This window comes from Colwellia sp. BRX8-9, from assembly GCF_014077245.1.
Lineage (GTDB): Bacteria > Pseudomonadota > Gammaproteobacteria > Enterobacterales > Alteromonadaceae > Colwellia_A.
The window spans coordinates 1-26,778 of record NZ_JACGVN010000022.1 but is presented as its reverse complement, the minus strand read 5'-3'; the positions used below and the strand labels follow the sequence as shown (position 1 = coordinate 26,778).

Below are 26,778 nucleotides of genomic sequence, written 5' to 3'. Positions count from 1 at the left end.
GGCTAACTGGTTGCTAGATGTTTATATAGTTGTACATAATTGACTTCTAAACTTGAGGTTGTACGCCAAGTTTTGGTTAGGAGACTGTAGGTCATGCCTATTTCTGTCACCAAGTGCAGATGTGCTAGCGTCGCCATCGTGTTTAATTCAAGTGGTGTTACAAAGGCACGCCAGCTGTGTGTACCTATAGGTAAATAACGCATAATATATTCAGCGCCAAGAATGCCTACTAGGTAGGATTTAATCGTGCGATTTAGCGTTGCCATTACCACACAGCCACCCACTTTGCATAATTGGCTACACTGTTTTACCAAGTCTTTTTGGTTGGGAACATGCTCGATGACTTCCGCATTAATCACCACATCGTAGCGATGTTCATCGCTTATACTGGTATGTTGCGCATGTTCGTGGCGATACTCAATATCAAGTTGAGATTTGACCACATGGCGTTTTGCTACTTCAATACTTACCTCACTCACGTCTATACCGACCACTGTGGCTCCGGCTTTTGCTAAAGGTTCGCAAACCAGACCTGCGCCGCAGCCAACATCTAAAATTTTTAATCCTTGCAGCGGTGCTATATGATTAGGGTCGCGACCATAGAAGGCGCAAATTTCTGCAATAAAATACGCGACGCGTACTCGATTGAATTCGAGTGCCGTTTTGTATTGACCGTTTGGATCCCACCAACTTTCAGCGAACTTATTAAATTTAGCGATTTCTGCTGGACTAAAATTACCAGCTGGCGTGTGTTTAATGGTATTATTTTTCACTGGACTAAGCTTACTTTTGTCTAACATGGTAGGTATATCCATTTTATTTTTGTTAATTAACACAAGGCACCTTTATGGACAATCAACTGAATGTATTAGGTACAGATTTAGAGTTATGTTGTAGTAATACGGGCTATACCCGAAAAGGGTTTTGTTTTGTGCCCGAAGTTGACTTTGGTAACCACAGTGTCTGCGCAATTATGACCGACGATTTTCTTCAGTTCTCAAAATTACAAGGCAATGATCTGATCAGCCCTAATTCTCAATATAATTTTCCTGGCTTAAAAGCGGGTGATAAATGGTGTTTATGCGCTGTTCGTTGGTATCACGCTATTGCAGCCAATGTTGCTCCACCTATTGTGCTTGAGGCAACCAACCAAAAAGCACTAACAGTGGTCTCATTAGATGTTTTAAAGGCCCATGAATATCAGCGTTAAGGCGTTACTCTTGTTGATAAAATAACGAACAACACCGATACCACTGTTTAGGTCGAGTTAGCGACTTAATAATCAAGGTCGTATAGCAGAGATATCAATAACATCATTATAATTTTTTTATCTCTTGGCGAAGTGTGGTGTTGCTATCGGTGACGATTTTCTCCAGTACGATCACTCGTTCAACCAGTATAGCTAATTTCTCTTGTGTTGCTCTGGCGGTATGACTATTAGTTTCTTTTTGTAACGCTAATAATTGTTGATTGGCTGCTGATTTGTAACGAAAGTAATGGCGAACCAAGATAATAATTAATACCGGTGATGTCAGTGTTATCATGACTAAAAATAATTCAAACATAGCTAATTCCCTTTAAATACTTTGAGTGGTTAATGTCGATTTTGTACTTGTGGTCGACTGATTTTTCCACAAGTTTAAAAAGGTTATTTCACGCTTTTTACCACGGCAAACAAGCAGATGAATGTAAAGCAAAGTTAAAATAATTGAGCTTGCTTTAAATATATTGCCCGCTAAGTCTCCCGCTGCACCACCTGACATGCCAAATATTCCGTAAGCTGCATTCATGAAAATATGCATCCACAAAGGGAACCAAATTCGATAACCAGATTCACAAAATAACCATGCAAACCAAGTACCGGCTACCGAAGTTATTGCGAAAGCTGCAAAGGCTGACATTAGGTCATGCCCTTGATATATATGCCCAAAACCAAAGATAACAGAACTAAATAAGGCAGCAGGTATAAATCCTAAGTGGCAATATCGAAATAAAACGCCAAACAATACCGCTCTAAAAAGAATTTCTTCGAACACCCCCGCGTATACCGAGCCAACCATTATCCCTGATAGGGCAAGGTTCAACTCGCTACTTAAATAGGCGTAACCGATTGTCATCGGCAAGCAACAGGCAACCGCCGCTAAAAAGTAATGTTGAAATCCTGCTATTTTTAGACCTAAAATCTCAGTTAAATCAACGTCCTTAAATAGTAAGCTTGCCACTAACACTAAGGGACTATATATAAAGAGGTAGCTCGCGGGTGTTAATAAAAGGTGGGATTGATTATCTAGTGCCAGTAAAGCTTCACTCCAAGTATCTCCCCAAAAGTATTTCATACTATAGCGACAGAATATAAAGGTAGTGATCATTATTAGTGTTTTAATTTTGTTATTCATATTTACCTGCTTAACTAAAGTTTAAATTTCAAATTAAGCATGACTAACACTCAATTGAATATCCATAAATTAGGGGTAAGCTAATAAAAAAGGTATTACTAACAATATATTGGGATGATTAACAAGCTTTTGGGACTAATGACAAGGCTTGTTTTATTGTCTCTACATAAGAACGAGATACGGGGATAGTAACATCAAGGGGTTTCATCATTAATTTCAAACCGGCAGCATTGCCGGTGCTAAGTTCTACTAAGGCTAGGTTTACAGCATAAGATCGATGGCAGCGCATCACCGTTGAGTCAACAGGAAGTTGTTTTAAGATACTGATCAGTGAACTGCGTAATAATTGATAGCTAACGTTGTTATCTTTAATAATGACTAACTCACAGTAATTGTCAGCGGATTTTATAAATAACAGCTGTGATAAAGCTACTTGTAATTTGTCGCCTTTATTATTACCGGTTAAGGTTAATGGCTGAGTTGATATTCGCTCGCTATTAACAACATTTTCATTTTGTTGATTCGTTGCATTGTCAGTTTCGATAACTTGTCTTGGTAAAGCCGTTTTCTGCGCATGGCGATTGACAAGATACATAAAAATGATTGGAAACAGTCCAATAGCAAAAGTATATAAAATGAACAGTAATTGGTTTTGCCAATGCCAGGAGCCAAGAATAGCCACGACAAAGTAGCTGTGATTAAAGGCCGAAACTATAGCAATGTATAAACAAGGTATGATGATCAAACGTAATATGTTGTTAATTTTCAAGCGAGTTGAGGCTATTTCTAATGCTCCAGAGAGTAATAGCGCGCAAAAGGTTACCAAGCCATACCCGGAAAGTCGTAAGAATTTGAAGGGAATAGTATGGTTGTTGGTGCCAAAAGGCTGGAATACAAATAAAACGAATAAGGTAACCGTGGAGAAAAGTACCGCACGCTGTAAAACTACTTTTCTGGATGCAAAATCATCCTTCAACCACAGGCTCATTATTTAAAATCTTTTGAATATACAATGGATAAGAAAAGTAACATATATTAACCGTTAGTTGCTGATATTTTTAAAATTAATAGCACTAAAATTATCAATGAAGCCTTTGTAGTTAATTAACTCTTATAACGGGATATTGCCACTCACTGATTATTTTATCAATCTTTCCCGTTATCTTCAGTTGATTAATTGCATAGCGTAACTGTTCAATTATATAGGGTGATGTTTTTATATTACAGGCAAAATAATAGTCTAAGGGCTTTGTATTTAGTTGGTAAACATTTTCAAATAAATTAGGGTTTAAATTATTAAATTGAGCGCGATACCTAATGGTATATCCATCGGCTAAAATCAAATCAATACTTTTACGCTTAACTAACAGCATTAATAATGAATGAGTATTATTAACGACAGTTAAATTGATACCTTCTGTAAAGCCTTCTTTCACTAAAAGTTGGTGGGTAACATCGTCACGGATCACGGCAATCATATGTTTCTTTGCATCTTCTAATGAAGTAATACTTAGCTTTCGTTCAGTTAAACCGATAAAAGAAATATTACGCTCGGCGATGGTATTTACCCAAATAAATTGCTCTTCACGTGCTGGGGTTCGGGCAATAGAATAAATACAGGTGTTTTCTTTATTCAAAGCCATATTAAGTGATCTCGCCCACGGATAGACATTGATATTGAATGTGTACGGTGTACTCGATAGCGCCGAAGAGACTATTTCTGTGGCGAATCCCATTACTTTATTGGGTGTATCTATTTGAAAAGGGGGCAGGTGCTCGGTTACGATTTCAATATGAGGCTGAAAAGTAATCTCTTGTGAGCTTGTTGATAGCGTAAAAAAGCAAAGAAACAAGGTTAAGTATTTGATTTTATTGTAGGTGGTCACTATAGGGTTAATCTTCCTTGATTTATAGATAAAAAAGATTAACACTAAAATTGCTGAAAAACCACTCAACAAAGTCGCAGCGAGAAATTACTGAGTGTTTTACATGATGGTATTTCTCTATACATTACTGCAAGTTTTGGTGTGGCTGATTTTAATGCTCAAATGAATGAATTATAAGATCTGATAAAACTTGCTGATGTGGCTTTATATAAAGCTAAAAACAGTGGGCGAACTATCGTTTGTCAGATGCAAGAAACACCTAAAGAAAATGACAACGAAGCAGTAAATATTATCCATACAGTAAACTAGAATCACCATAACCCCGCTATTTTATTATCTCAGTTAGCCTGACAAACATTATTTATATTAAAACCGATCTTTTAAAGATTTAACGTTAATTTTTTGTTAATATTGTTGGGCGTTATATTACTTTTTTTGTAAAGGGTGATAAAATTTCAACATAACAAATCAATGAACAAAGAAAAGTTACACTTTATTTTTCGTTCATCCCCTTTTTGCTCATTATAATCGCCACTTAAAACGGTTAAACCAGATAGTCGTTTTCGTTAAGGTATTTTAATGACCAAAAAATATATTTATAAAGGAATATATGTGAAAAAGTTAATAACGATTGTTTTATTTATTTTATCTGTTCAAGGATGTGGAGGAGGTTCTAGTAGCGACAGCACTAAAGCTAATGGAACGAACACCGATGTGGCCGTTGTTCCTCTTGATTATAAAAGTATTAAATATAAAAATGAAATATCAAACAAATATAACGCTGTTTTTAGAGGGGGGATCACTTTAAAAATTCCTCTTAGTTGGTATCAAGAACAAAGCCTTGATCCAGAGCCTCTTGTACTTAGTACTTTTTATTCCGAAGGTACTTCTCCTAAAGTTATTACTATCGTAAAAACTGACAGTTTTATTCAAAGTAGGCAAGGACTTTCAAACATAAGTGAAGTCTCTTCTAAGCCCATTAACTTTTCGAGCTTTGAGGGAACAGAGGTTATATTTACGGCGAATATTGACGATGTTGCGTTAAAATTTATGCAAAGTTATGTGGAAGTGAACTCTGTTTACTATTCTATTTTCTTTTTTTCGGAAGCCCAAGAGTTTGATCGGTATATCGAAGTTTCTCGATATATTGCCCGGACTTCGCACCTGAGTATATTAACGCATGAGACTACCGAGATAAGTGTAACAAAGGCAGATGATGATTTTCTATTGTTGATTTGTGAACCATCAGCACAGAATTCTAATGAATATCAGCTCTATGGCAAAATCATGTCGCAGGAGCTCACTTTTAGTGAACAATTTTTAATTGATGATAAATCTTTAGGTTGTTTAAATGTTAATGCTAAATATAGTCAGGGTTCATATCTCGTTGTATATGGCGCTGATTATAATGATCGACACCTTGTTGCTAAAAGAGTCTCAAAAACGGGAGTGGTTTTAGATGATGTTCGTATTCCAGTATCATTTTATAGTAAATACATAGATTTATATTTAGAACGAGAGTTTTCACTTAGTAATAACAACAAAGAAATAAACATTCTTTTTGATGGTGATAAATATTTAGTTACTTGGCGCTGGAAAACAGGAAATGGCAGTGAACATATCATGGGGCGTTACATTGATACTTCGGGTGTCACTTCAGAGATATTTTCTATTCATGAATATGTAGATGGTCTTATTGATAATACGATTAAAGCGGCTATTAGTAACAATCAAATTTTAGTTACTTGGTCAACTAAAGAGTCGAATAATGATGATTTCCCTATAGTTACCTATGGAAAATTTATTAATGATATTGATATTGATGTTGTCAGGAAAATTGAACCTTCAATCATAGATGAAAATAATGTAACTACTGCACGATTCCAAGATTTAACACCCATCGATAATGGCTTTGTTTTCTCATGGGTACAAGGGGGATATTGTAGTACATGTGAAGGTTTGAGTGACGAAGCAATTAAAGCCAGAATAATTAACCGTGATGGTTTGCTAACAGATGTAAAGGTATCTTCTAACGTCATAACTGTCGCAGAGCAAACTACTTCTGGAGGTGCTAGCATTGGTGAAGCAGGAGATAGAAGTTATTTTAATATTCAAAACTTAGATAATAAGTTACTTTTCTCTTGGATCACCGGGGGAGCATTTGAAGAAACTATTTATTACATGGTTAGTGATCAAAGCCTAACTGAAATGTCAGATATTACGATCAGAAATAAAAAAATAGGTTACATGCCTAGCTTAGCTGAAATAAAAGTCACTTATTCTGAAGATAGGTTGTTTATCTTTCAGACTGCCTATAAAAGTACGGCTGTTTGGGCTGAAAATAAACCAAGTCAGTAGATTAAATAAAAATAGACAGTTGAATTCGTTTCGGTTGCAATATCGGTCGTTTATTGTCAAATAGTTCACTGACAATAGCCTTGAAAACCTGTGGTTATAGTACTTAATCGATACGATATAGCTAGGTTGTTTTAAGACGTTGTTGGGGATTGTTGAATTTAAAACTGCCCGTTACGGGCAGTTTCATTTAGTTAGTAAAGGTTAAAAACTGATAGTTAATGACTGGGCTATTAGGTAAATATCTATAATTAATCGCTTCAAAGAGTCGGTTTGCTTGCCGACATCTAAGCCATTAGGTTAATACTATTTTGGTTTTATTTTTGCTTAACGCCGTAACACCAGAACCAATAACTAAGATCACTGCACCGACAATACTGGTAGTATTGAGTGGTTCGTTTGTAATCGCTCCTGGAGAAATATAATTAATGATCTGCATAAAAATTAAGGTCAATAATGGCGTTATGGCTAATGTTGCGCTAACACGGGACGCTTCCCAATGTTCAAGAGCTTCAGCAAAAGCGCCATAAGCCAAAAGCGTATTTGCCCCACAAAAAATCAACAGTAACCAGCCTATAGTATCTAGTTCAAACACTAAAGACGGGGCCGACAACGGTAAAAACACCAAGGTTCCCGCTAAATAAATCAGTATCATAATTTCTTCAGAGGCAAAATTTTTCAACAGTTGCTTTTGTGCTAAGGCATAAATAGCCCAAAGAATTGCCGCAAGAATAATAAAGAAAAGGCCAAGAGCATAGTTACCCTGAAAACTAAATAATTGTTCAAATCGCTGATTAAAAAATAATACCAGTCCTAAGATAAAGGTTAACAAGCCCACTTTTTGTTTGGTATTAAACGACTCTTTAAAAACACAAACACCACCAATAAGTAATAACATCGGTGCTATTTGAATCATGACCTGTGTGCTTTCTGGTGATGTTAAGGCCAAGCCCATCATATAGAGAATGTAGTTTGCTAATAAACCAAAGACGGTAAGTATCATTAACACCAGGACTCTATTGTTCTTAAGTGATGATAATGAAGGTAAGCGTTTGGTGATAACTAAGTATCCGCCCAAAAATACGGCCGCAATAAGAAAACGAAACCAAGTAATGGTATTTACGTCCATATATTGCAATAGCTCTTTGAGCGCAATCGGTAAAACGCCCCATAATATTGCCGTAGTAAGGGATAAAAATAACCCCAGTTGCCATCGACCACTAATTTCATGCATAGGAAAAGCTCAGCTTAAAATGCCACATTGAGCATTTCTTTAAAAGTGAGATATTATCCATAAACTGCTTGAAAAATACTATCGTTATTAACGCTAGTATTGTGTTTTATCAGAGATAAAAGCGAAAGTTATCTTATAAGCAGCAATTAAAGCCATCAGCTTTAACAAAGAGGGCGTTTGAGTGGAATTACCCATAAATATCATAGATGAATTGAAAATGGTTAAACTGAGCTTAAAAGAATACTGGTCTCACTGTTAAGCACTCCCTCTATCGTTCTAACATCTCGCAGTACGTGGTCAAACTCGAGTAAATTTGATGTTTTAACCTCAGCCACTAAATCCCAAGTACCGTTAGTTGTGTGAATCTTATCAAGTTGGGCAATACCACGCAGTTTATTAATCACTTGTGTGGTCGACCTACCGACAACTTCTATCATCATTATAGCTTTAACGACTTCAGTCTCTAACTCATCATGAGCTCGAATCGTGAATCCCAAAATAGCGCCAGAATTAATCAGTCGATCCATTCTATTTTGTACTGTGCCACGCGAGACGTGGAGTGATTTTGCCAACTTAGAAATAGAGGCCCTAGCATCAAGGCGTAAAATAGCAATGAGCTCTTTATCAATAGCATCGTAAAGAAATACCCGCTTCTTCAGGTTCTTGTTCTCGGTCATACTCGGCTCCAAATTATCATTTTGACAATAAAACTAAACAATATGATAAATATTTACTCAATAATTGCAATATATTGCCATTTTGATTAGCACCTTGAGCAGATAGTATAGGGTTCAGTTAAATAACAGCTTTGTATAGCGCTCTGCTTTATCTGCCAAGAGAGAAATTATGATAAAGCATAAAATACAAGGTAACAGAGAGAAATTATGCCAGTATTTCCACAAGCACCAAATGCGGTCGTGATGATCCGCCCACATCACTTTTTTCCTAACGAAGAAACAAAGCAAGACAATAGCTTTCAGTCAACAGAGCTTGTAAACCAAGACCAAATTAAAGCCCTCGCTTTTGATCAAGTAACTAGCGCAGCAAGCATACTTGCAGCAGAAGGGGTTGTTGTTCACCTCTTTGAAGATGAAGGACTTGAAACACCCGATTCAGTATTTCCTAATAATTGGTTTTCAACACATAGTGGTGGTCAAGTCGCAATTTACCCTATGTATGCAAGAAATCGCCGCAAGGAACGCCGCACAGATATTATCGCCATGCTTAAACAACAGTATCGTGTACAAGTCGTTTTTGATTATTCTGGATTAGAATATGATGATATTTACTTAGAGGGTACTGGTGCTATGGTGCTAGACCATATTGAACGTATTGCTTATGCGGTTAGTTCAAAAAGAACAGATTCACATGTCCTTGAACGCTTTTGCGCTCACTTTAATTTTGAACCTATGGTTTTCGATGCTCAAGACAAAAAGGGCACTCGTGTTTACCATACCAATGTATTAATGTGTATTGGCAGTGATTTTGTCATGGCCGGCTTTGAAATGATGACCAACCCTAAACGCCGAGATGAAATTATTAAGCGCTTTGAAAATGCAGGTAAAAAAATTATTTATTTAACCGAGCAGCAAATCAATCAATTTTGCGGTAATGCACTCGAATTGCAAGGGACTTCAGGGCGCATACTTGCGCTTTCGTTAACTGCCTATAACGCATTAACACCACAGCAAATAACCTTGCTAGAAGAAACAGTGAAATTGGTTCCTCTGAATGTCTCTGCCATTGAAATGGCTGGTGGCTCAGTACGTTGCATGTTGGCAGGGGTTCACTTGTCAAAAAGATAATTTATTGATTAACGATTGAGTCAAAAAAATTAAGCATATAATTTAAAAAAGTATCGTACTATACTGAAAATTAAAGAGTAAATAAGGCAAGTAAATGGTTAATGAGATTGTAAGCGCTATCAACAATATCCTTTGGGGCCAAGGCCAAATATTAATTTACTTGTTACTTTTTGCCGGATTTTGGTTTTCGTTCAAACTTCGCTGGATACAGATACTGCAATTCAAATATATGTTTACGGTGATGAAAGGCAGTACGCAATCTGACAAGTCAGGTATTAGTTCTTTTCAAGCTCTATGTACGGGGCTTTCAGCGCGAGTTGGTACGGGTAATTTAGCGGGTGTTGCCATGGCTATTTCGCTGGGTGGCAGTGGCGCGGTATTTTGGATGTGGGTCATTGCATTATTGGGTATGGCGACCGGCTTTGCTGAAAGTGTTCTTGGCCAGTTATATAAAGTGCGAGATGAACATAAAGAATTCAGGGGCGGCCCAGCTTATTATATTCGGGCAGGACTCAACAAACCTTGGCTGGCTATTCTTTTTTCGCTTTGTCTCTTTTTAGGCTACGGTCTTACTTTTAGTGCAATGCAAGCCAACACCATCGCAGATGCATTAAATAATACTTTTACTATTCCTCGTGAATATTCAGGCGTCGTTATTGCGGTACTCGCCGGCAGTATCGTTGTAGGTGGCATGCGCAGTATTGCCCGATTTGCCGAACTTATTGTCCCTTTTATGGGGTTAGCCTTTGTCGGGACAGCGGTCGTTATTACCTTGATGAATATTCAACTTTTACCCTCAATGTTTGTCGATATATTTTATTCAGCTTTTGGTTTAAATGAAGCGGGTGCCGGCGCTTTAGGTGCAGCTATTAAGAATGGCATTCAACGAGGCTTATATTCAAATGAGGCTGGAGCAGGTAGTGTGCCTCATGCAGCCGCAGGCGCTTCACCTGTTCCTAATCATCCTGTTGCTCAGGGTTATGTACAAATGCTAGGGGTTTTCTTAGATACCATGGTGCTTTGTAGTTGCACAGCAGTAGTTATTTTGTTGTCAGATATTAATATCAGTGGCGAAATGGAAGGTATACGAATGACACAAGATGCGATGACGAGCCATTTTGGTAGTGGTGGAAACTATTTTGTTGCCGCCGCGATAACCTTATTCGCTTTCACTTCTGTGGTTGCTAATTATGCTTATGCTGAGAGTAATTTACATTTATTTAAACTAGATAATAAAGTAGGGCGACTCTTTTATACCAGCATTTATCTATTTATGGTGTTTTGGGGAGCAACGGCTTCGTTGAAAGAAGTGTGGGGATTAGCTGATATGGCGCTAGGGTTAATGACGCTGGTGAATATCTACGCCATTATTTTACTGACCCCAACCGTATTGAATTTAACTAAAGACTTTCGCGAGAAACTCAAAGAAAATGGTAAGCCTACTTTTTTACTTGATGATGTCGAAATACAAGGTAAAACAGAGCCCGGTGTCTGGACCGCGAATAAAGCCAAAGAGACGTTATAAGCGCTTTGATATATAAAAAGCCGCTAAAAGATTTTAGGCGCTTGTTTCATGGTGCTATAGGTTATAGGCAATAGGGATTCATTGACGGCTTATTATGAACACCATGAATTTAAACGACGACAAAATATAACATACTGCGAAAAACTATTAGAATAGTTATTTTTTAGCATAGTTATTTTGTGAAATAATATGTAATAAACTATGGGCTCAAAACGTCTATCGTTAAGTGTGCTTTAAATCCCCATAAACAGTAATTCCCGTCATATGTAGACTTTTTCAATAATATTATAAGTTCTATTCAACTACTCGATAGGTTTGCGTATAACTTCTGGCAGCATTTATATGTTTGTATCCAATAATTTTCTTAAATTTTTATAATGGATGTCCAAGTTATGAAAGCTAAAATCTAGGGGGGGGATTTTAGACATAAAAAAACCGCAATTAAGCGGTTTCTTATCATAAACGGTGGTTTGTTTATCGCCAAATCTAAAAGTTACTAGGTATAACTAATGGATTAAAAAGGTCTTTATTTGGTGGAGCGGGGGGGAATCGAACCCCCGTCGAATTTCTCTGTGGCCCTTTAGTACTAAGGGGGTTATATTGCGAGTGTTCCAAGAATGTTCTGTTCTAATTATCTAATTAATTGATAATGTTAAATAAACACAAAAATCTCAGCCGACATGTTAAATGATAGCTGAGGTTTTTGTACTTTTTATTTATTACTTCTTTATTTTCTTTTCATAATCATCAAGAAAATTGCCATAGTGTTTCAAAAGCATCTCAGGTGATCTATGTCCCATCAATTGTGATAGCTTCCATAAATTCATGCCTTCGCTGATATTTCTTGTGGCAAAAGAGTGACGTAGTTGGTAGGGATAACGATATTTTACACCCGATTTTTTGATGATTTTTGTCCATTGATGTTTTCTAAAACTATCCGTGTTCCATGGATTCATTTTACTATTTAAAAAAACAAATTCACCATTGGTTCCGGTCAATTCAAATTGCGAAGTAAGTGCCTCGATAGCTTTGTTTGAAAGGGGTACCGTTCTAGCTAAATTACTTTTTGTTCCTTTTATTTGGTTTTCAGTAAATGTTTCGACTAAACAGACTTCTTTGCTGTCAAAATTAACATCACACCACTTTAAACCAGCCCACTCACCCGATCTGCATCCAGTTTCAATACAAAAGGTAATAATATAGTTTTCTTGACCAGAACAATTATTTAAAATGTTATAAATTTCTTCACCATTAAATGGCAAAACATCTTTGTGTTTTTTCCGAGCATTGAGCTTTCTTTCATTTGATATATATACAGTTAAATTAATTTGTGATGTTGGATCTATCGTAATTATGTTTTGAATAATTGCCTTATTTAAAGAGCATCTTAGTACCGAAATTCGGTTTCTAATCGTTTTAGGGGCTTGAGGTGAGTTCTCAATGAAACTGAGAACCTCTCTGGCTGTCAGTTTTACAACTGAAAAATTCCACAAGGGTTTTAATGCAGTAACTGATTTTCGATAACTATTAATCGTTGTATGTGATAAACCGCGGCGAACAGCGTTTTCAATATAGTCATCAAGATAGTATTTTACGTTAACATCATGAGTTATATTAGAAAATATCTTTAATTTTGAAGATTTTGGGAATTCATCAGCGTAATTAAATGTGCCGCTTTCAATTCGGTCTCGAATACCCCCGACTTTGTCACTGGCTTTTGTAATGTTTCTATCTGTTACCCGAAATGGATAAATTTCACGGCATTTGATGTTTTTGTATGTAAAACTCAATTGTAACGAGTTACTGAGTTTGTTTTTTTTAATACTCACTCCTCTGGGGAGTTTTTTATCGTTGTTTATGTCTTTCATCATTCACTCTTAGCTAGTTAAAATAAAACGCGCTAAACACGCGTTTTTTTATTTTTTCGAGCCCATTTTTCGACTTCAATGATGTCGATCCATCGCTCTCGAACATTTGGGATTTTAATAACATGCTGCCCTACGATCCAAATTCCCCGTTCTATTCTTTTTATCACTGCAGTTTGTGACTCTCCTGAGATTTCACAATACTGATGTAGCGGTAATATATTAAGCATTTTTTTGTCCTTTATTATTGTGGAAAGCCAGTATATCCCTTGGCTGCAAAGCCAGATGCCTTGATTTTACGTTTTTTAATGGAAAATCTGGGCAACAGTACAAAAAGTTGAATTTTTTATGCTATACGATACTGTTTTTTACGACAGCTGATGGACCTAGACTGTTGTTATAGCTAATACAATCCTCAAAAGAAGGGATGTCGCTGTAAGGAAATATCAGCGTCATAAATTCGACTAATTTTTCATAAAACATATCAGTAGGGCGATCACAATTAAGAAAAAAGAAGCCACTCCCAGGAAAACATTCTGAAAAGGTCATTTTTTTTACTAGCATCTCGCATCCTGCCGTTTCCAAATCAGTAGGATCCTGTGAATAGTCTTGAAGTAATTCGACAAATACATAGTTATCATTAATGATTAATTCAAAACTTACGGGCCATTCATCACCGTTTTCCTTTATTACGCCGTTGCTGACATCGTAGTTAAATTCAATGTCGATGGCGGTTAGATAATTACCAAACATCCTGTCATAAATTGATTTATAAGAGGGCGGTGAAATATCATCTAGCTCTACTCGATATATATTGAGGTCAGCATCAAGGATACTTAGTACTTGTTGGTCTGCTCTGCCGTTGAGTTCTGTTATCGCTATTACAGCATCCGCTACCTCTGACATGTCGTTAGCGTGAATGAAGTCTTCATCAGTTAAAATGTACTCATCACTTGAAGCAATCTTGTATTTAAAACTACCATCGGGATTGTAAAGAAGAGCCAATTGTAGTTTAGGCTCAAGCAAGCTTTTTCTGATCAAACTCTTTTCTACCTCAACTAATACATTTGCCAGTTCAGCATTCCCATCAATAATATGGCTTGCCTGAACGCTGCTTATACCAAGAATGTGTCCAACAAGCTTTGTGTGCAGTAAACAACCCTTTTTATTGGGGTCTTTAAAGTCAACTAACTGCTCATCGGGGATACTTGCCAAATCAGCTTTAATCACATCGTTAGTGTCAGTGATATTCATTGTTTGAGTAATCATTCTGTTATTCCTGTTAATAAAATTTTAAGTCCCTATCTATTAAATAACAGAAGTTGAAACGGGCAACTGGCAATACAGACAGAAGAGGAATATTGTGAAAAGTGTAAAAGAGGGAAGGTTTATATTTAGTGCTAAATGTAGACATCAAATATTTATATTTGATTATTCGTATGTGTTGCGTTGTGAGTCACTTTGATATCAACTAATGATCCAACTTCCCATAGTTTGTTTTCCTATGACTAACCTTTTGAATACTTACTGATCACCAAAGGTGCTGTTTGTCTAGGGGAAGCATTCCTCTCTGCTTCACTCCACATAAGTATTAGTATAAGTAACAAGCTGATGTTCTTTTTTACGGGCATAAGCCATTAAATGTCGCTGACGTAGCGCAGTGATCATCATAGCAAGTGGTAGCTCATGACTTTTTGCTAAATGATATAGTTAACTGATTTTTTGCTTATTTCGTTTAATAATCTTTAGCATAAAAATCCATATTTCATTTCAGCTGGATGCTGCTCAATAGGCGCACAGTTTATATTGCCAAGTCCACCATTCGTGAATAGGTAAAGATGCTTTGTATTTCGACAATCAACAGCGACCAATAACCAATCAGGGGGATTAGGCTTACCTAACTGCCTTAAGAAACTATCAATATTTAATATCGTGACCTCCATGGTATTTAGGCTTTTATGCGACGTCTTTTTTTGTATAGCGTCTAAAATCATAGGTAGACCTATTATTTACTTATGTCTGTAGACATGTAGCTCGACTAAAAGTTAAAATGAGCTGGCATTGAAACGTTATTTGCTCATATAGCTAAAGATAAATTGATTTAGAACGTCTCACGATGCGAAGTTCACCTATGGCAGGGCTACTTTTTTGCCGCCTACTATCGTGCTTTACTTACAGATAATTTTTATTATTTCTTATCTTTGGATTGTTTCTTTGAAATAAAAGTATCGACAAATGACATTAATGCGATGGCAGTAAGAAACATTCCTATCGCAAATACTAGAAGAAGTTTTACCGCCCGTTCATCTTGACTCTCTTGAGGTAAGTGCAGGGTAGTGAGTAACAAAATTGTCATCACAAGCATAGTTAAAAGAGGTAGCTTAAAATTATTCCATAGGGTCTTCTTATCTTGCAGAGGTGTGCTTTTGTTAAAGCCACCCCCTAGCTGAAATATATACACGAATAAAATTACGACGAGTGGAATATATTCAACACAAAGTAAAACAAACACTGCCATATCATTTTTTTGTAAGTAAAAAGATAAAGCTAATAACGACCAACATAAAACCCAACTCAATACTGTTTTCAACATGATTTTTCTCCTTGAATATGAATAACAATTATCTCTTAGAAATCTAATCGGGCAACCACGGTGCAGCGCGAAACATTAGTCGGTTGAGTCATGTCTTTTTTCGATAACCCACACTTTCATGGTAAATATTGTTTTGTTGAACTATCGTATATTCACACCTACTTTCTGAGCTAACGGTACAAAAAAGTAAATGGCTTTAAGAATGAATTAACAAAACTACCTATTGTTGATATTTTAAATCAAACTGTCTTTTTGTAATGGCTATCCACTTAGCCCAACCAACCACTAAATGTTGTGTTTACTAAATTTAACCTCGTAGATCACTTATACCACTCTGGCAATTAACGTTTCTTGACCAATGTGAAGAACTTGGCATGACAATGGCTGCCGGACTTGATGTTGGAATTTATTAATTCGCCTTTTACATTGCAGGAGTCATCGCTGTCATAGCATCATCCAACCCGATTGAACATCACCATAACTGACTCCTGAGCCACCATTGCGGTCGTTCATCATCAAATTATTAATGCTAACTTTGTGCGCTTTCCTGACATTAGCTACAGGTTGTTCTTTAGGTCAAAAGTTAGCCAATAGCGAACTGACGATTATGCAAAAAATGCATATTGCAAATAGTGCTTTGAGGCAAAGTTTTAATTATGGCGAATTCGCTATAATTAGAATTAGTGTTAATCGCACATCCCATATTGGAGCATGTCGCCCAATGTGCAAAGTTTGTACGTTGCTATGTCTCTTAAGTGCTGTGAGTTCAAGCCTTTGTTCTCAAGATGGCATTATTGCAACAGCTTGTCGCAATATTTAATTGGTCAACAATCTGTTGACCAATTGAGTGGTTAGTTCCATTTTGGAACATATGGTCTATGACCGCAAAGTGGCATTAGTGACGGTTAAACCCAACCCCTCAAGAAGCTTATTTTTTAGCACTAATATTTATCAGTGCTAATGTTCCCTTGGTGCGCTTAGCTACCAGTTGTTCATTAGGTCAAATGATAGCCAATTGCCGACATTAGCTTTTGAGTTGCTAACGGCAGTTCAGAGCCTAAAGCCGACTTAAGTAATTCATAGCTTGTAACCTTTACCCTGTTGGAAGCTATGAATTACAAACAAGTTATATTTGGCTATTAATTGTTTCTCTAATTTGAGTTAACGTTGTTTCTTTTGTTAACTTTCCATCTTCAAAAACAATCTCTAATAGTCCTTGAGTTTCTTCTTCAGCAGTCACGTCATCAAATAAAGTTAACTCTCCGTTCACTCGTTCAATTTTTAATAACCCTTTAGCAGATTTTTTATTAGTATCTGTCTTAGGGTCTTTGAAAATAGCCACACGCTCACCATTTTTAACAACGCTTGTAGCCTTTACGGCTGAACCATGAGTATCGCGAGTCACATATTGATAGCTGTATGAGCCAATTCCCAACACTACTTTTGAAGAAAAACCTTTATCCATTAAGCGCTGTAGTATTTCACGTTGACGTTTTAAGGTAATCGCATCTCCGTAAATAGCACCAATGTGATCATCAAGGATTTTGAAGCCTTTACTGCTAGTTGTTCCGCCAAAGGTATCCCACAAACATTCAATAAGTCCTTTAACTTCACATAACATTAATTGAATACTTTGCTCACCATCAAGGCCATTATTATCGAAACCATAGTACTCACCATTCCAGCGGAATGCCTCATAGCCATTTGCAATAACATCTTTTTCTGCCTCAACTTGAGTTTGAAATAGTTCACTGTACTCAGAAACAGGTGAAACTTTATAGCCGGTTAATATTTTTACCGGATCCCCTGAATCTGGGCGAATCACTAACGTACCATCACGCGCCATTATCTCGTCTTGAAGTTTTGGAAGATAATCCGTCACTAATGTCCAAAAATCCCAAGTATCAGACACAACACTTAATATTCCAGTGGGTGATTGTTCCTTCATTAAGTATTTGAAGAATTCAATTTCACCTTCCATAATCCAAGAACAAGTAACAGAATGCTCTGTTGCATCAACTGAGCAACCGACAAGTTCATTATCTACATTGGCACCATAGTATTTTTCAGCAAATAATACTGCTGGTATGGTATCTGTACCTACAAGCCCTGAAGCTAAGTGGCCAAAACCACTCATAGCCGCAGCGTGTTTACCAAACATCCCTCTAAAACTAAAATCATGTCCTTGGAAAGGAACAAAATCTAAAGGAAGTCCTGTTTTAATAGCAAACTCCTTGAAAACTTTTAGGTAAGCAATTGAGGTAGTGGCACTTGTTTGAATTGGCCAATTTTCACAGCTTAATACGGTTTCAATCATATTTGTTAACCATTGAAAACCTTCTTTCGTGTTAACCATCGTCATTGGTGGCACTAAGTAAGGTACAAGCGTGCCTTCTGGTAATGCTTTTACCTTTAACGGTAAATAACCTAAGTCATGCAAGTCTTCTAAGTAGCTTACGTTTACAGGGTAGCCCAACATGGCACTCAAAATACGTTTGTGATTTGCTACAGCAGAGGCTTTGTCGGCATTAAAGAATTCAGCCCACTCATCTTGTAAGTAACTTTTAATAAAATATTGAAGACCAACGAATGCAACTTTGTCACTATTTTCAACATTGCTTAATCTGCCACTTCTTGATGTGAAGTTAGCATAAACTTCAGTCACATCCGGGTGATAAGCGCGGCTGTGGAATTCTTTATAAACATCTTTTTGCATACTTGCAGCGGTAATAGTCATGGTAGTCCCCTTACATCTCTATAATTTGTAATTTAATTTTATTGTTTGTGCTAAATTCTTTAGCTGGTCTAAATGAATCAGTTGTATAGATAGCGTCAATTAGCCCTTCAAATACATCTAATCCTTTTGAGAAAATACCGTGTGTTATAAACAGTGATACTTCCACAGCGCCTTTTTTTCTTAGTACTTTGGCTAACTCGATAAATGTTCGACCTCCATCACAAATATCATCAGCGATAAGTACTTTCTTTCCTTCAACATCACCAATAATTTCAGTTTTAATGATTTCGCCTGTTTTCAAATTTCTCATTTTTTGTGCTTGAATAACTTCAGGCTCACCATTAAATGTCTCAGCAATTTTAATTGTTTTTTTACTAGCGCCAGCATCGGGTGAAATTAATGTAAGCTCACCTGTAGATAAGCGCTGACTTAATTCATCGCAACGCTCAAGCAGGTTAATTTGCGGCACGTTTACGACTCTATTTAATAAAGCTGGTGATACTTCACTATGAGCATCCCAAATAGTTACTTTTGCAAAGCCTAAGTTGTTTATAAAATTTGCCATAACTGCGGCACCTAGCGCCTCACCTTCAACACATACTCTGTCTTGACGTGCATAGGGAAAATAAGGAATAACCAATTCAATAGGAGTAGCTTCACTTGAAAGTCTTTTTAGCGCATCAACTGCAACCAGTAGCTGAATTAGTTTTGATGAATCGGTAAGGCGTTCAAATATTTCTACTTTAACCGTAGTTGAAAAGTCCATTGGATTAAAACGAATGTGCTCTTCTCCGCCAGAAAAAGTAAAACTGTCAAAGTCGATAAGTGTTTTATTTCCTGTAGAGTCATGGCTAAATATTTTCATTGTTACTTCCTTTTCATTGTTTGTGTCGCTAGGACACAATCTAATTTAGCAAAGAGTTTATATCTGGTCAAGCTCTTTTGTGTCACAAGGACATTAAGGTGTGTTTTTTATTGTCAATGAGTGTAACAGTAAAAATAAGTTACTGATATAGTGAAGAAAATTAGTGACCGACGATTAAGTTTCCAACACGACTACTTATCGATATATTGGCGATAGTTCCCGCATTAAACTCAAGAGAGTCTTGCTCTATACCGTCAGAAAAAATAACACCGTTCTCTGCCATTTTTGAAGACATACTGAATTTTGAATGATTTGTTATTTTGCCAAAAATCTTGTCACACTGTGTATTAGCTGACGGGAATGGCTCCCTAACCGAATAGTAAAGAAATTCACTATCCCAAGAAAATCCATTCTTTAGGTGATGGTTAACAGGTTCATCTACAATACCACTCGCACCTGTAATTATGCTTCGAAACCAACCAGTAGAGCCTAAGCCTGTGCTAATAATTACGCCACTAGAGCTTTGCTCTTCCTGATGATTATCGACCGTTAACAAATACCTAGCAGACGTGTGGCTTTTAGGGCCAATGAAGAGATCGTTTACCGCTAAAAGAGTTTGACCAATGTTAGTGTTAACTTCAGCCATTGCAATTGATTTTGAATTGATTGAATGACTTAACGTCTGTAAAAGCACTTCTTCAAGTTCATCCCCTAAGAAGGGTAAAAGTTGACCATCATAAAGCGAAGGAATAGGATTAACCGCTATAACAGGCTGTCCATTAAGGTATTTAAGCGTATTAGCCACTAAACCATCTTGACCAATAACTACAATCACATCATCAGGAGAAAATAGGTAAGTTGAAAGTACACTTCTTTCTAACTGTTGAACCCTACTCACCGTTTTCAAAAAGCCAACAGCCTTAGTTACTGAGTTTGAATATAGAGTACTTTCTTCTTCATAATCACTAAATGACTCTCCTAAATGTTCAAGATAAAACTTTGCTTGCCCAAGGGTGCAGTATTTTTCCTTTAACTCCTGCAATCTCGTTTTTCTTGTGACAACTACTATTTTTCTATCAGTGAGCATAAGAAGCTCCTTTAGGTGTTAGTCAGTGCTGTTAGTAAATCAGGTGAAATATTCAAATTACCTATTTTGTTATCGCCTTGTGTTAAGTTTTCTATTGCTTGTGCAATAAGCTGCTCTGGAGCCATGCCACTCATGCTCATTACTCTCAATTTATCAGTATCAATATTTTGATAAGCCTGCATTTGTACTTTTATTTTATATGCCTGTGCATCACCACGTGATTTTTCATTGGCTGAGTTAATTGAGACCAATTCTTCAAGTTGCTTTTCGTCTTCTATTTGGGCCGTGATATTCTCTTTGTTAATTTTAAATTGCTGGATTTTTCTTAATCTCTGTGCTTCTAAGCGTGATTCTTCAAGATCTTGTTCTTTCCTCTGAATTGCCTTTTCAGTTTCTAATTCAGACTCCTTCACGCTTTTTTCTTGCTCAATACTGGATAAACGACGAGCGTAAATTGCATTGTCAGCCTCTTTTAATAAGCTTTCTCTAATTTCAGCTTCGAGTGCTTTTCCTGTTTCAGGACTTGGTTTAATTGATGTTAATGCAACGTCAGTGATCTCTATACCAAGACTTGTTATAGCTTCAGCACCATATAGGTCCTTTTTCAAATCAATGGTTAACTCACGGGCACACACTAAAGAGTCCTTAAGTGACTTAGATTCAATATGATTTCGCAGCAATACCTGAACAGCACGCTGAACTCGTTCATCCATTTTCTTTGGATCTTCTGATGTGTACTTACCTTTAGTATCAATAGTGAAATTCAGCATTTTTGCCGCTTCATGAGGTTGTTCAATTCGATAAGTAACTTGTCCTTGAACTGTTAGTTCTTGAAAGTCAGACGTTTGTAACCTGAAAACAAAAGGCAACTCTTTACTATTACTTGGTATAGCGACAAGTGAAGAGCTAGGAGCATAATAGAAAAAATTTACACCGACTCCTTCTAACTTAATTTTTCCTTCTTTGAATAACATAAGGTGTGTTGAAGGATCTGCTTTTATATATTTAAATCCAAACATAATAATCTCCTTTTATGAATGTGTCACAGCGACACTATTTTAAATATGTCTCAAAGACATTAAGTTGTCAAATATTATTTCTTATTTAATTTGATGAACTGTTCTTGTTGATATAAAAGAGAAATTGATTTAATGTGTCACTAAGACATAAAGATTATTTTGAATGAGTACGATGACAAACTCTTACGATATTAATGAATTTAAGAATCCCCTATTTACTGTTGATAGCGTGCTATTTACGGTAAAAGACGATGCTTTAAAAGTTCTGATGGTTAAGCGAGCAAATGAGCCGTTTATCGGTAGTTGGGGTCTTCCAGGTGGTTTTGTCGATGTTGATTCAGATACCACAACAGATGTAACAGCGTTAAGGAAGTTGGAAGAAAAAACGAGTGTTGCACCTCAATATCTAGAACAGCTACAAGCCTTTTCTGGTATTGACCGTGATCCTAGAGGGTTTAGTGTAACCCTGGTTTACTTTGCCTTAATAGCAGCACAAGAAGTTTCATCACACATAGAAACTATTGATGATGTTCAATGGATTGATATTGATAAAATAGACAGTTTATCAATTGCCTTTGATCATAAAGTTATTATTGAACAAGCTAAAGAGCGCCTTCAACAAAAAGCACTTTACTCGATGGTGCCAGTGTATTGTTTACCTGAATATTTCACCGTTGGTCAGCTTAAGTCTGTTATTGAAACAATCATAGGGAAAACGATACAACGTAAAAGCTTAATTCGTCGTATTGAATCAGCAGACATGTTTGAAACAAGTGAAGAAAAAGTTAAATCCGGTGGTCGTTTAGCCCAGCAGTACAAAGTGAAATCTGGCGTTGACATCGTTAATTTTGAGCGTAATTTGAGTACATAACACAGGGAGAAAGTATGATAGTTTATATCGACATGGATGATGTGCTTTGTGATTATACAACTGCTTTTAATAACGCTATTGAAGAAACTCCAAACATTGCCTTCCCGCAATCTCAATATGGTTTTTATGCTAATTTAGCTCCTATTATAGGAGCTATTGAAAGTGTACAGAAACTCATTAATTTAGAAAAATTTGACCCGTATATTCTTACAGCTCCTTCGACAAGAAACCCTTTTTCATATACTGAAAAACGCGTCTGGATAGAAAAGTATTTTGGGATTGAGTTTACGGAAAAGTTAATAATTAGCCCAAATAAGGGATTACTCAAAGGTGATATTTTAATTGATGACCTTATTTCAGGCAGAGGACAAGAAAATTTTGAAGGAAAAATTATGCAATTTGGCTCTGTTAACTACTTAGATTGGAAAACAGTGATGGTTCAACTCGAAAGCTATAAAATTTAGACGCAAAAAGGTTTTATATATTAATGTCCGCTATGTCGGAACTCCTGCCGTAGAATTTATATTTGTTAACGGCAATTCAGAGCCTATTGCGGTCATTCTAATTTAAATGCTTTTGTTTATTTGTACCCAAAATCTTACTAAATATTTAGCATCCGATTACGTACACAATCTCAAAAGCGGACATTAGAATCATCTAAGGTCCAGATAAAGTAGAGTTGTTAAATCTAAGGCGCTAATGAGATAGTGCTAACCGTCACTATTGCCACATTCCTGACCTAAATTAGTCCTCAAAATTAGACAGATTCATGTCAACAAAGATACGATATATAGTCCTTTAAGTCTGAATAAACCTATAATTAGGATGTTCAGATCATGTGCCTATTTCATACGAATATTGATACGATATCATTTCGATGGTTACCGCTTTACTTTCGATGTATTAGGTACGCCTTAGCTTAAAAACGAATACTCAGGGCTTGCCCATAAACGCTATCTATATCGCTTTCGAAAAGCTTTGGCATACATGCTGACAATAACAATTGGAGGTAATTATGACTAAATTTTCAGTTTATATCGGTATTGATTGGGCAAATGATAAACACGATGTATGTGTTCAAGTGGCTAATTCAAGTGTACGAAAGTTTGAAGTGATTAAGCACTCACCTAGGTCGATCAATGAGTGGATAACCAGTCTTCATAAGCAATACAAAGGACAAATAGCTGTTGCTATTGAACTATCGAAAGGGCCTATAGTTTACGCACTTCAAAAGTTTGATTTTGTTACTATTCACCCTGTTAACACTTCAATGTTAGCTCAATACCGTAAAGCTTTTTCACCCAGCGGTGCAAAAGACGACCCAACGGACGCAGAGATTGCTTTAGATTTAATGCTGAGATATCCCAATAAAATTAAAGCATTAAAAATGGAAAGTGAATCGGTTAGGAAGTTGACCTATCTCGTCGAACAGCGTCGTAAGTTAGTTGAAGATAAAAGACGGTTTAGTAATCGATTAATCGTTACACTTAAGGAATATTACCCTCATTTACTCGATTGGTTTTCACACCGAGGTTCGGGGATCTTTTGTGATTTCATTACACGTTGGCCCAATCTACAAAAGCTTAAAAGAGCTAGACCAGACACCTTGAAAAAATTTTTTGGCTCATACCCTGGACGTACTGCTTCATATAGCGTTAAGCGCATCCAATCTATTAGTGAAGCAGAGCCGCTCACGCTTGATAACGCAGTTATCGAGTCGCACCAACTGCTTGCAGTTGCATTAGCTAATCAACTGCTTGTTGCTGTGAAGGTTATTAAGGTCTTTGATAAAGAAATTAGTGAGTTGTTTAATGCCTTGCCGGATGCAGAGCTTTACAAATCATTACCGGGTACTGGCCCGTGTTTAGCTCCTAGATTACTAGTAGCTATTGGGGAAAATCGTAGTCGATTCAATAGCGCATCGGAAATTCAAATGTATGCAGGGATAGCACCCGTAACAGTGCGTAGTGGTCAAAAGAGCTGGATTCATTGGCGATATCAGTGTTCTAAGTTTACTCGCCAATCATTTATAGAATGGGCAGCTAAAAGTGTTCATCAATCTTATTGGGCAGGCATATATTATCAACAACAACGATCAAAAGGTAATACACACCAGGCATCTGTGCGTTCGTTAGCATTTAAGTGGATACGGATCGTATTTCGATGTTGGAAAACTAAAGAGCCATACAATGAAGCCAAGTATTTAAAAGCATTGAGCGATAGGAATTCCCCATTACTTTTTAAAGAAAAAGCTTGTTAAAGGTCTCAGGGCGTAGAGCAGACGTTAGCCTTGGTTTATTTAGCGGCAAGTGTTCCTGCATTTTCACGTTACGCTGTCTAAGAAACTTTTTCATGACATGTGCTCTTTATTAGGCACCTCTATCGGTTTGAAACACCTGCTTTAGGCATACCCCAGCTCTTTTAAGGTAAAGTATGCATTATTAATTTTTTTGGCTTCTTTTTCCGCTACAACTCGGATCTTTTCTCCGAACTTTGATACTTTATCAGGATGGTACTCTTTTATTTTTTTCTTATAGGCCGATCTAATCTCATCGGGTGCTGCCTCAATCGATAAACCTAACACTTCAAAGTAATCTACTAATGCCCCTGACTCGCTTTCACTATGGTCTTTTTGTTTTTTATCCTGTGAGGTGACGTAAACATGCCCATCTTCATCAACTCGCACGCTAAGTCTTATATGGCACTTTTGGCACTTTATTATTTCAGCAGTTAAAGGAACTGAAAAACGAATTTTTTGGGAGCAGTCAGGACACAATATAATCCGATGATTTGAATTCTGATTTCTCCTTTCCTCTTCATAGATAGACTCAGGTTTCCTTTTTCTTTTAAAAAGAATCAAAAGAATAATCAAAAGAATTAGACCGAGTACAAAATATAAACTTCCATCCATGAACACAGGAGTCTGCAAATCAAGGTTATATTGTGCTTTTGCATGACCTTGCTCTGCTGCCTTTTGATACCAAGCAACGGCTTGCTTATCATCTTGAGGAGTGCCTCGGCCACTTTCATACATCAACCCAAGGCTATATTGTGCGTGTTCATTACCTTGTTCAGCAGCCTTGCGATACCAAGCAATGGCTTGCTTATCATCTTTAGGAGTGCCTCGGCCACTTTCATACATCTGCCCAAGGCCATTTTGTGCGTCTGCATTACCTTGTTCAGCAGCCTTTCGATACCAAGCAACGGCTTGCTTATCATCTTGAGGAGTGCCTCGGCCACTTTCAGACATAAACCCAAGGTAAGATTGTGCGTGTGCATTACCTTGTTCTGCTGCTTTTAAGTACAAAGCAACGGCTTGCTTATCATCTTGAGTAACGCCTTTGCCCTTACCATACATAAACCCAAGGCTATATTGTGCTTTTGCATGACCTTGCTCTGCTGCCTTTTGATACCAAGCAACGGCTTGCTTATCATCTTGAGGAGTGCCTCGGCCATTAACATACATCCCCCCAAGTCTAAATTGTGCGCCTGCATTACCTTGCTCTGCGGCCTTTCGATACAAAGCAACGGCTTGATTATAATCTTGAGGAGTGCCAACTCCCTCATAATACATCAACCCAAGGCTATATTGTGCGTCTGCATTATCTTGTTCAGCAGCCTTTCGATACCAAGCAACGGCTTGATTAACATCTTGAGGAGTGCCAACTCCCTCATAATACATCTGCCCAAGGATATATTGTGCGTCTGCATTACCTTGCTCTGCTGCCTTTTGATACCAAGCAACGGCTTGCTTATCATCTTTGGTTACGCCTTGACCATACTCATACATCTCCCCAAGGTTATATTGTGCGTTTGCATAGCCTTGCTCTGCGGCTTTCTCAAACCAATGGAAAGCTTGTGTTAAACTCGGCTCTACTCCTTCTCCGTATTGATACATGAGTCCTAATGAATATTGAGTAATATATTCTCCTTGTTTAGCGGATTTCTCAAACCAATAGAAAGCTTGCGCTAAATCTTGCTCTACGCCTTCTCCGACTTGGTACATTCTCCCTAATAAGGCTTGCGCACGAGCATCTCCTTGTTCAGCAGCCTTTCGATACCACTTAAGCGCTTGTTTATAGTTATTACTAGAATATTCGGTGTTTGCTTTATTGAACCATTCATCTGCTTCATTAGAGTAGACATTAAAGTTAGCTAAGCAGAATAAAAAAAGAGTTATTATTTTCATGTTTTTGATTGGGGAATACAAAAGCAACATCCTTATACTTATTGAATCCAAAAAAGTAACACAGATACAAAATATTGTTAAGTATTAAGTAGTAAAATGAAAAGTGTTGGCTTTACATTTAATTTTCTTTAGGCTCATTGAGCTATCCTTAGTAATTCATAAGCTAATGTCGGCTTATGGCTAATCAACGACCTAAAGAACAAACCATAGTTAATGTCAGGAATGCGCCTTGAGTTCAAATGGTCAATGCAATGCTATCCTTAAACAAAGGAGCGCAGCTATGAAAAGAAGAACTCGTATTATCTATACTGCTCAGCAAAGAGCTTTAATGTGGGAAAAATACCAACAAGG

Annotated in this window: 23 protein-coding genes; 7 read left to right on the top strand and 16 right to left on the bottom strand. The window is 37.0% G+C overall.

From position 1 onward, the window contains the following. Positions 1-2 precede the first annotated feature (2 nt). Entirely contained in the window at positions 3-836 is an 834-nt protein-coding gene (gene ubiG, locus H4J70_RS16295; protein WP_310740365.1) for a bifunctional 2-polyprenyl-6-hydroxyphenol methylase/3-demethylubiquinol 3-O-methyltransferase UbiG, read from the bottom strand. Positions 837-847: 11 nt separating this feature from the next. Between ubiG and H4J70_RS16290 the strand changes: the two genes are divergently transcribed. Continuing rightward, complete coding sequence (locus tag H4J70_RS16290) at positions 848-1,210, top strand: DUF2237 family protein (protein ID WP_182169595.1); 363 nt, start codon at positions 848-850, stop codon at positions 1,208-1,210. 106 nt (positions 1,211-1,316) lie between these two features. On the opposite strand, the gene H4J70_RS16285 is transcribed toward H4J70_RS16290, so the two are convergent. The 4 genes from H4J70_RS16285 to H4J70_RS16270 form a co-directional block, all read right to left on the bottom strand. Then, complete coding sequence (locus H4J70_RS16285) at positions 1,317-1,565, bottom strand: hypothetical protein (protein WP_182222325.1); 249 nt, start codon at positions 1,563-1,565, stop codon at positions 1,317-1,319. Positions 1,566-1,577: 12 nt separating this feature from the next. Continuing rightward, positions 1,578-2,396 (bottom strand): CPBP family intramembrane glutamic endopeptidase, encoded by an 819-nt coding sequence (locus H4J70_RS16280; RefSeq protein WP_182251469.1) that lies wholly within the window; start codon positions 2,394-2,396, stop codon positions 1,578-1,580. A gap of 118 nt (positions 2,397-2,514) precedes the next feature. After that, complete coding sequence (locus H4J70_RS16275; RefSeq protein ID WP_182251468.1) at positions 2,515-3,384, bottom strand: LytTR family DNA-binding domain-containing protein; 870 nt, start codon at positions 3,382-3,384, stop codon at positions 2,515-2,517. A 112-nt stretch (positions 3,385-3,496) separates the two neighbouring features. Further along, a complete protein-coding gene (locus H4J70_RS16270; protein WP_182251467.1) occupies positions 3,497-4,282 on the bottom strand; it encodes an ABC transporter substrate-binding protein in 786 nt (261 codons plus the stop codon). 612 nt (positions 4,283-4,894) lie between these two features. Between H4J70_RS16270 and H4J70_RS16265 the strand changes: the two genes are divergently transcribed. Beyond that, on the top strand, positions 4,895-6,640 hold the full coding sequence (locus H4J70_RS16265; protein ID WP_182251466.1) for a hypothetical protein: 1,746 nt from the start codon (positions 4,895-4,897) through the stop codon (positions 6,638-6,640). A 292-nt stretch (positions 6,641-6,932) separates the two neighbouring features. Here H4J70_RS16265 and H4J70_RS16260 read toward each other — a convergent pair whose 3' ends face one another. Together H4J70_RS16260 and H4J70_RS16255 are read right to left on the bottom strand one after the other, a co-directional pair. Further along, the gene (locus tag H4J70_RS16260; protein ID WP_182214069.1) at positions 6,933-7,871 is read right to left on the bottom strand and encodes a DMT family transporter; all 939 of its coding nucleotides are present in this window, start codon (positions 7,869-7,871) and stop codon (positions 6,933-6,935) included. 221 nt (positions 7,872-8,092) lie between these two features. Beyond that, positions 8,093-8,548, bottom strand: a complete 456-nt coding sequence (locus tag H4J70_RS16255; protein ID WP_182222320.1) for an Lrp/AsnC family transcriptional regulator — start codon at positions 8,546-8,548, stop codon at positions 8,093-8,095. Between the two features lie 207 nt (positions 8,549-8,755). Between H4J70_RS16255 and ctlX the strand changes: the two genes are divergently transcribed. Both ctlX and H4J70_RS16245 read left to right on the top strand, forming a co-directional pair. Continuing rightward, positions 8,756-9,676 carry a citrulline utilization hydrolase CtlX gene (gene ctlX, locus H4J70_RS16250; RefSeq protein ID WP_182251465.1) on the top strand — a complete coding sequence of 307 codons (921 nt, stop codon included), beginning with the start codon at positions 8,756-8,758 and terminating at the stop codon, positions 9,674-9,676. Positions 9,677-9,770: 94 nt separating this feature from the next. Beyond that, complete coding sequence (locus tag H4J70_RS16245; protein WP_182214064.1) at positions 9,771-11,201, top strand: sodium:alanine symporter family protein; 1,431 nt, start codon at positions 9,771-9,773, stop codon at positions 11,199-11,201. 719 nt (positions 11,202-11,920) lie between these two features. Here H4J70_RS16245 and H4J70_RS16240 read toward each other — a convergent pair. From H4J70_RS16240 to H4J70_RS16205, 8 genes are all read right to left on the bottom strand, one after another. After that, positions 11,921-13,069: a tyrosine-type recombinase/integrase gene (locus tag H4J70_RS16240; protein ID WP_070374367.1), complete on the bottom strand. Its 1,149-nt coding sequence runs from the start codon at positions 13,067-13,069 to the stop codon at positions 11,921-11,923. 348 nt (positions 13,070-13,417) lie between these two features. Further along, a complete protein-coding gene (locus H4J70_RS16235) occupies positions 13,418-14,335 on the bottom strand; it encodes a hypothetical protein (RefSeq protein ID WP_182251464.1) in 918 nt (305 codons plus the stop codon). Between the two features lie 476 nt (positions 14,336-14,811). After that, positions 14,812-15,060: a hypothetical protein gene (locus H4J70_RS16230; protein ID WP_182251463.1), complete on the bottom strand. Its 249-nt coding sequence runs from the start codon at positions 15,058-15,060 to the stop codon at positions 14,812-14,814. A gap of 194 nt (positions 15,061-15,254) precedes the next feature. Further along, positions 15,255-15,659, bottom strand: coding sequence for a hypothetical protein (locus H4J70_RS16225; RefSeq protein ID WP_182251462.1), 405 nt, complete (start codon positions 15,657-15,659; stop codon positions 15,255-15,257). Between the two features lie 1,126 nt (positions 15,660-16,785). After that, on the bottom strand, positions 16,786-18,396 hold the full coding sequence (locus tag H4J70_RS16220) for a nicotinate phosphoribosyltransferase (RefSeq protein ID WP_182175521.1): 1,611 nt from the start codon (positions 18,394-18,396) through the stop codon (positions 16,786-16,788). 10 nt (positions 18,397-18,406) lie between these two features. Beyond that, complete coding sequence (prs, locus tag H4J70_RS16215) at positions 18,407-19,261, bottom strand: ribose-phosphate diphosphokinase (protein ID WP_182251461.1); 855 nt, start codon at positions 19,259-19,261, stop codon at positions 18,407-18,409. A gap of 160 nt (positions 19,262-19,421) precedes the next feature. Continuing rightward, positions 19,422-20,348 carry a sugar kinase gene (locus H4J70_RS16210; protein ID WP_182251460.1) on the bottom strand — a complete coding sequence of 309 codons (927 nt, stop codon included), beginning with the start codon at positions 20,346-20,348 and terminating at the stop codon, positions 19,422-19,424. 11 nt (positions 20,349-20,359) lie between these two features. Then, positions 20,360-21,367, bottom strand: a complete 1,008-nt coding sequence (locus H4J70_RS16205) for an SPFH domain-containing protein (RefSeq protein WP_182251459.1) — start codon at positions 21,365-21,367, stop codon at positions 20,360-20,362. 172 nt (positions 21,368-21,539) lie between these two features. Here H4J70_RS16205 and H4J70_RS16200 point away from each other — a divergent pair, with 172 nt between their 5' ends. The 3 genes from H4J70_RS16200 to H4J70_RS16190 all read left to right on the top strand — a co-directional run bounded on the left by H4J70_RS16200 (position 21,540) and on the right by H4J70_RS16190 (position 24,498). Then, the gene (locus tag H4J70_RS16200; RefSeq protein ID WP_182251458.1) at positions 21,540-22,238 is read left to right on the top strand and encodes an NrtR DNA-binding winged helix domain-containing protein; all 699 of its coding nucleotides are present in this window, start codon (positions 21,540-21,542) and stop codon (positions 22,236-22,238) included. 14 nt (positions 22,239-22,252) lie between these two features. Further along, entirely contained in the window at positions 22,253-22,702 is a 450-nt protein-coding gene (locus H4J70_RS16195; protein ID WP_182175526.1) for a 5' nucleotidase, NT5C type, read from the top strand. Positions 22,703-23,253: 551 nt separating this feature from the next. Continuing rightward, positions 23,254-24,498, top strand: coding sequence for an IS110 family transposase (locus H4J70_RS16190; RefSeq protein ID WP_182223047.1), 1,245 nt, complete (start codon positions 23,254-23,256; stop codon positions 24,496-24,498). 141 nt (positions 24,499-24,639) lie between these two features. Here H4J70_RS16190 and H4J70_RS16180 read toward each other — a convergent pair whose 3' ends face one another. Next, positions 24,640-26,427: a DnaJ domain-containing protein gene (locus H4J70_RS16180; RefSeq protein ID WP_220470396.1), complete on the bottom strand. Its 1,788-nt coding sequence runs from the start codon at positions 26,425-26,427 to the stop codon at positions 24,640-24,642. Positions 26,428-26,778 lie beyond the last annotated feature (351 nt).

Excerpts from the sequence above, each read along its gene's own strand:
- H4J70_RS16290 (WP_182169595.1), top strand. The coding sequence starts at position 848 with ATGGACAATCAACTGAATGTATTAGGTACAGATTTAGAGTTATGTTGT.
- H4J70_RS16285 (WP_182222325.1), bottom strand. The coding sequence starts at position 1,565 with ATGTTTGAATTATTTTTAGTCATGATAACACTGACATCACCGGTATTA.
- H4J70_RS16280 (WP_182251469.1), bottom strand. The coding sequence starts at position 2,396 with ATGAATAACAAAATTAAAACACTAATAATGATCACTACCTTTATATTC.
- H4J70_RS16275 (WP_182251468.1), bottom strand. The coding sequence starts at position 3,384 with ATGAGCCTGTGGTTGAAGGATGATTTTGCATCCAGAAAAGTAGTTTTA.
- H4J70_RS16260 (WP_182214069.1), bottom strand. The coding sequence starts at position 7,871 with ATGCATGAAATTAGTGGTCGATGGCAACTGGGGTTATTTTTATCCCTT.
- H4J70_RS16255 (WP_182222320.1), bottom strand. The coding sequence starts at position 8,548 with ATGACCGAGAACAAGAACCTGAAGAAGCGGGTATTTCTTTACGATGCT.
- ctlX (WP_182251465.1), top strand. The coding sequence starts at position 8,756 with ATGCCAGTATTTCCACAAGCACCAAATGCGGTCGTGATGATCCGCCCA.
- H4J70_RS16245 (WP_182214064.1), top strand. The coding sequence starts at position 9,771 with ATGGTTAATGAGATTGTAAGCGCTATCAACAATATCCTTTGGGGCCAA.
- H4J70_RS16240 (WP_070374367.1), bottom strand. The coding sequence starts at position 13,069 with ATGAAAGACATAAACAACGATAAAAAACTCCCCAGAGGAGTGAGTATT.
- H4J70_RS16235 (WP_182251464.1), bottom strand. The coding sequence starts at position 14,335 with ATGATTACTCAAACAATGAATATCACTGACACTAACGATGTGATTAAA.
- H4J70_RS16230 (WP_182251463.1), bottom strand. The coding sequence starts at position 15,060 with ATGATTTTAGACGCTATACAAAAAAAGACGTCGCATAAAAGCCTAAAT.
- H4J70_RS16225 (WP_182251462.1), bottom strand. The coding sequence starts at position 15,659 with ATGTTGAAAACAGTATTGAGTTGGGTTTTATGTTGGTCGTTATTAGCT.
- H4J70_RS16220 (WP_182175521.1), bottom strand. The coding sequence starts at position 18,396 with ATGACTATTACCGCTGCAAGTATGCAAAAAGATGTTTATAAAGAATTC.
- prs (WP_182251461.1), bottom strand. The coding sequence starts at position 19,261 with ATGAAAATATTTAGCCATGACTCTACAGGAAATAAAACACTTATCGAC.
- H4J70_RS16210 (WP_182251460.1), bottom strand. The coding sequence starts at position 20,348 with ATGCTCACTGATAGAAAAATAGTAGTTGTCACAAGAAAAACGAGATTG.
- H4J70_RS16205 (WP_182251459.1), bottom strand. The coding sequence starts at position 21,367 with ATGTTTGGATTTAAATATATAAAAGCAGATCCTTCAACACACCTTATG.
- H4J70_RS16200 (WP_182251458.1), top strand. The coding sequence starts at position 21,540 with ATGACAAACTCTTACGATATTAATGAATTTAAGAATCCCCTATTTACT.
- H4J70_RS16195 (WP_182175526.1), top strand. The coding sequence starts at position 22,253 with ATGATAGTTTATATCGACATGGATGATGTGCTTTGTGATTATACAACT.
- H4J70_RS16190 (WP_182223047.1), top strand. The coding sequence starts at position 23,254 with ATGACTAAATTTTCAGTTTATATCGGTATTGATTGGGCAAATGATAAA.
- H4J70_RS16180 (WP_220470396.1), bottom strand. The coding sequence starts at position 26,427 with ATGAAAATAATAACTCTTTTTTTATTCTGCTTAGCTAACTTTAATGTC.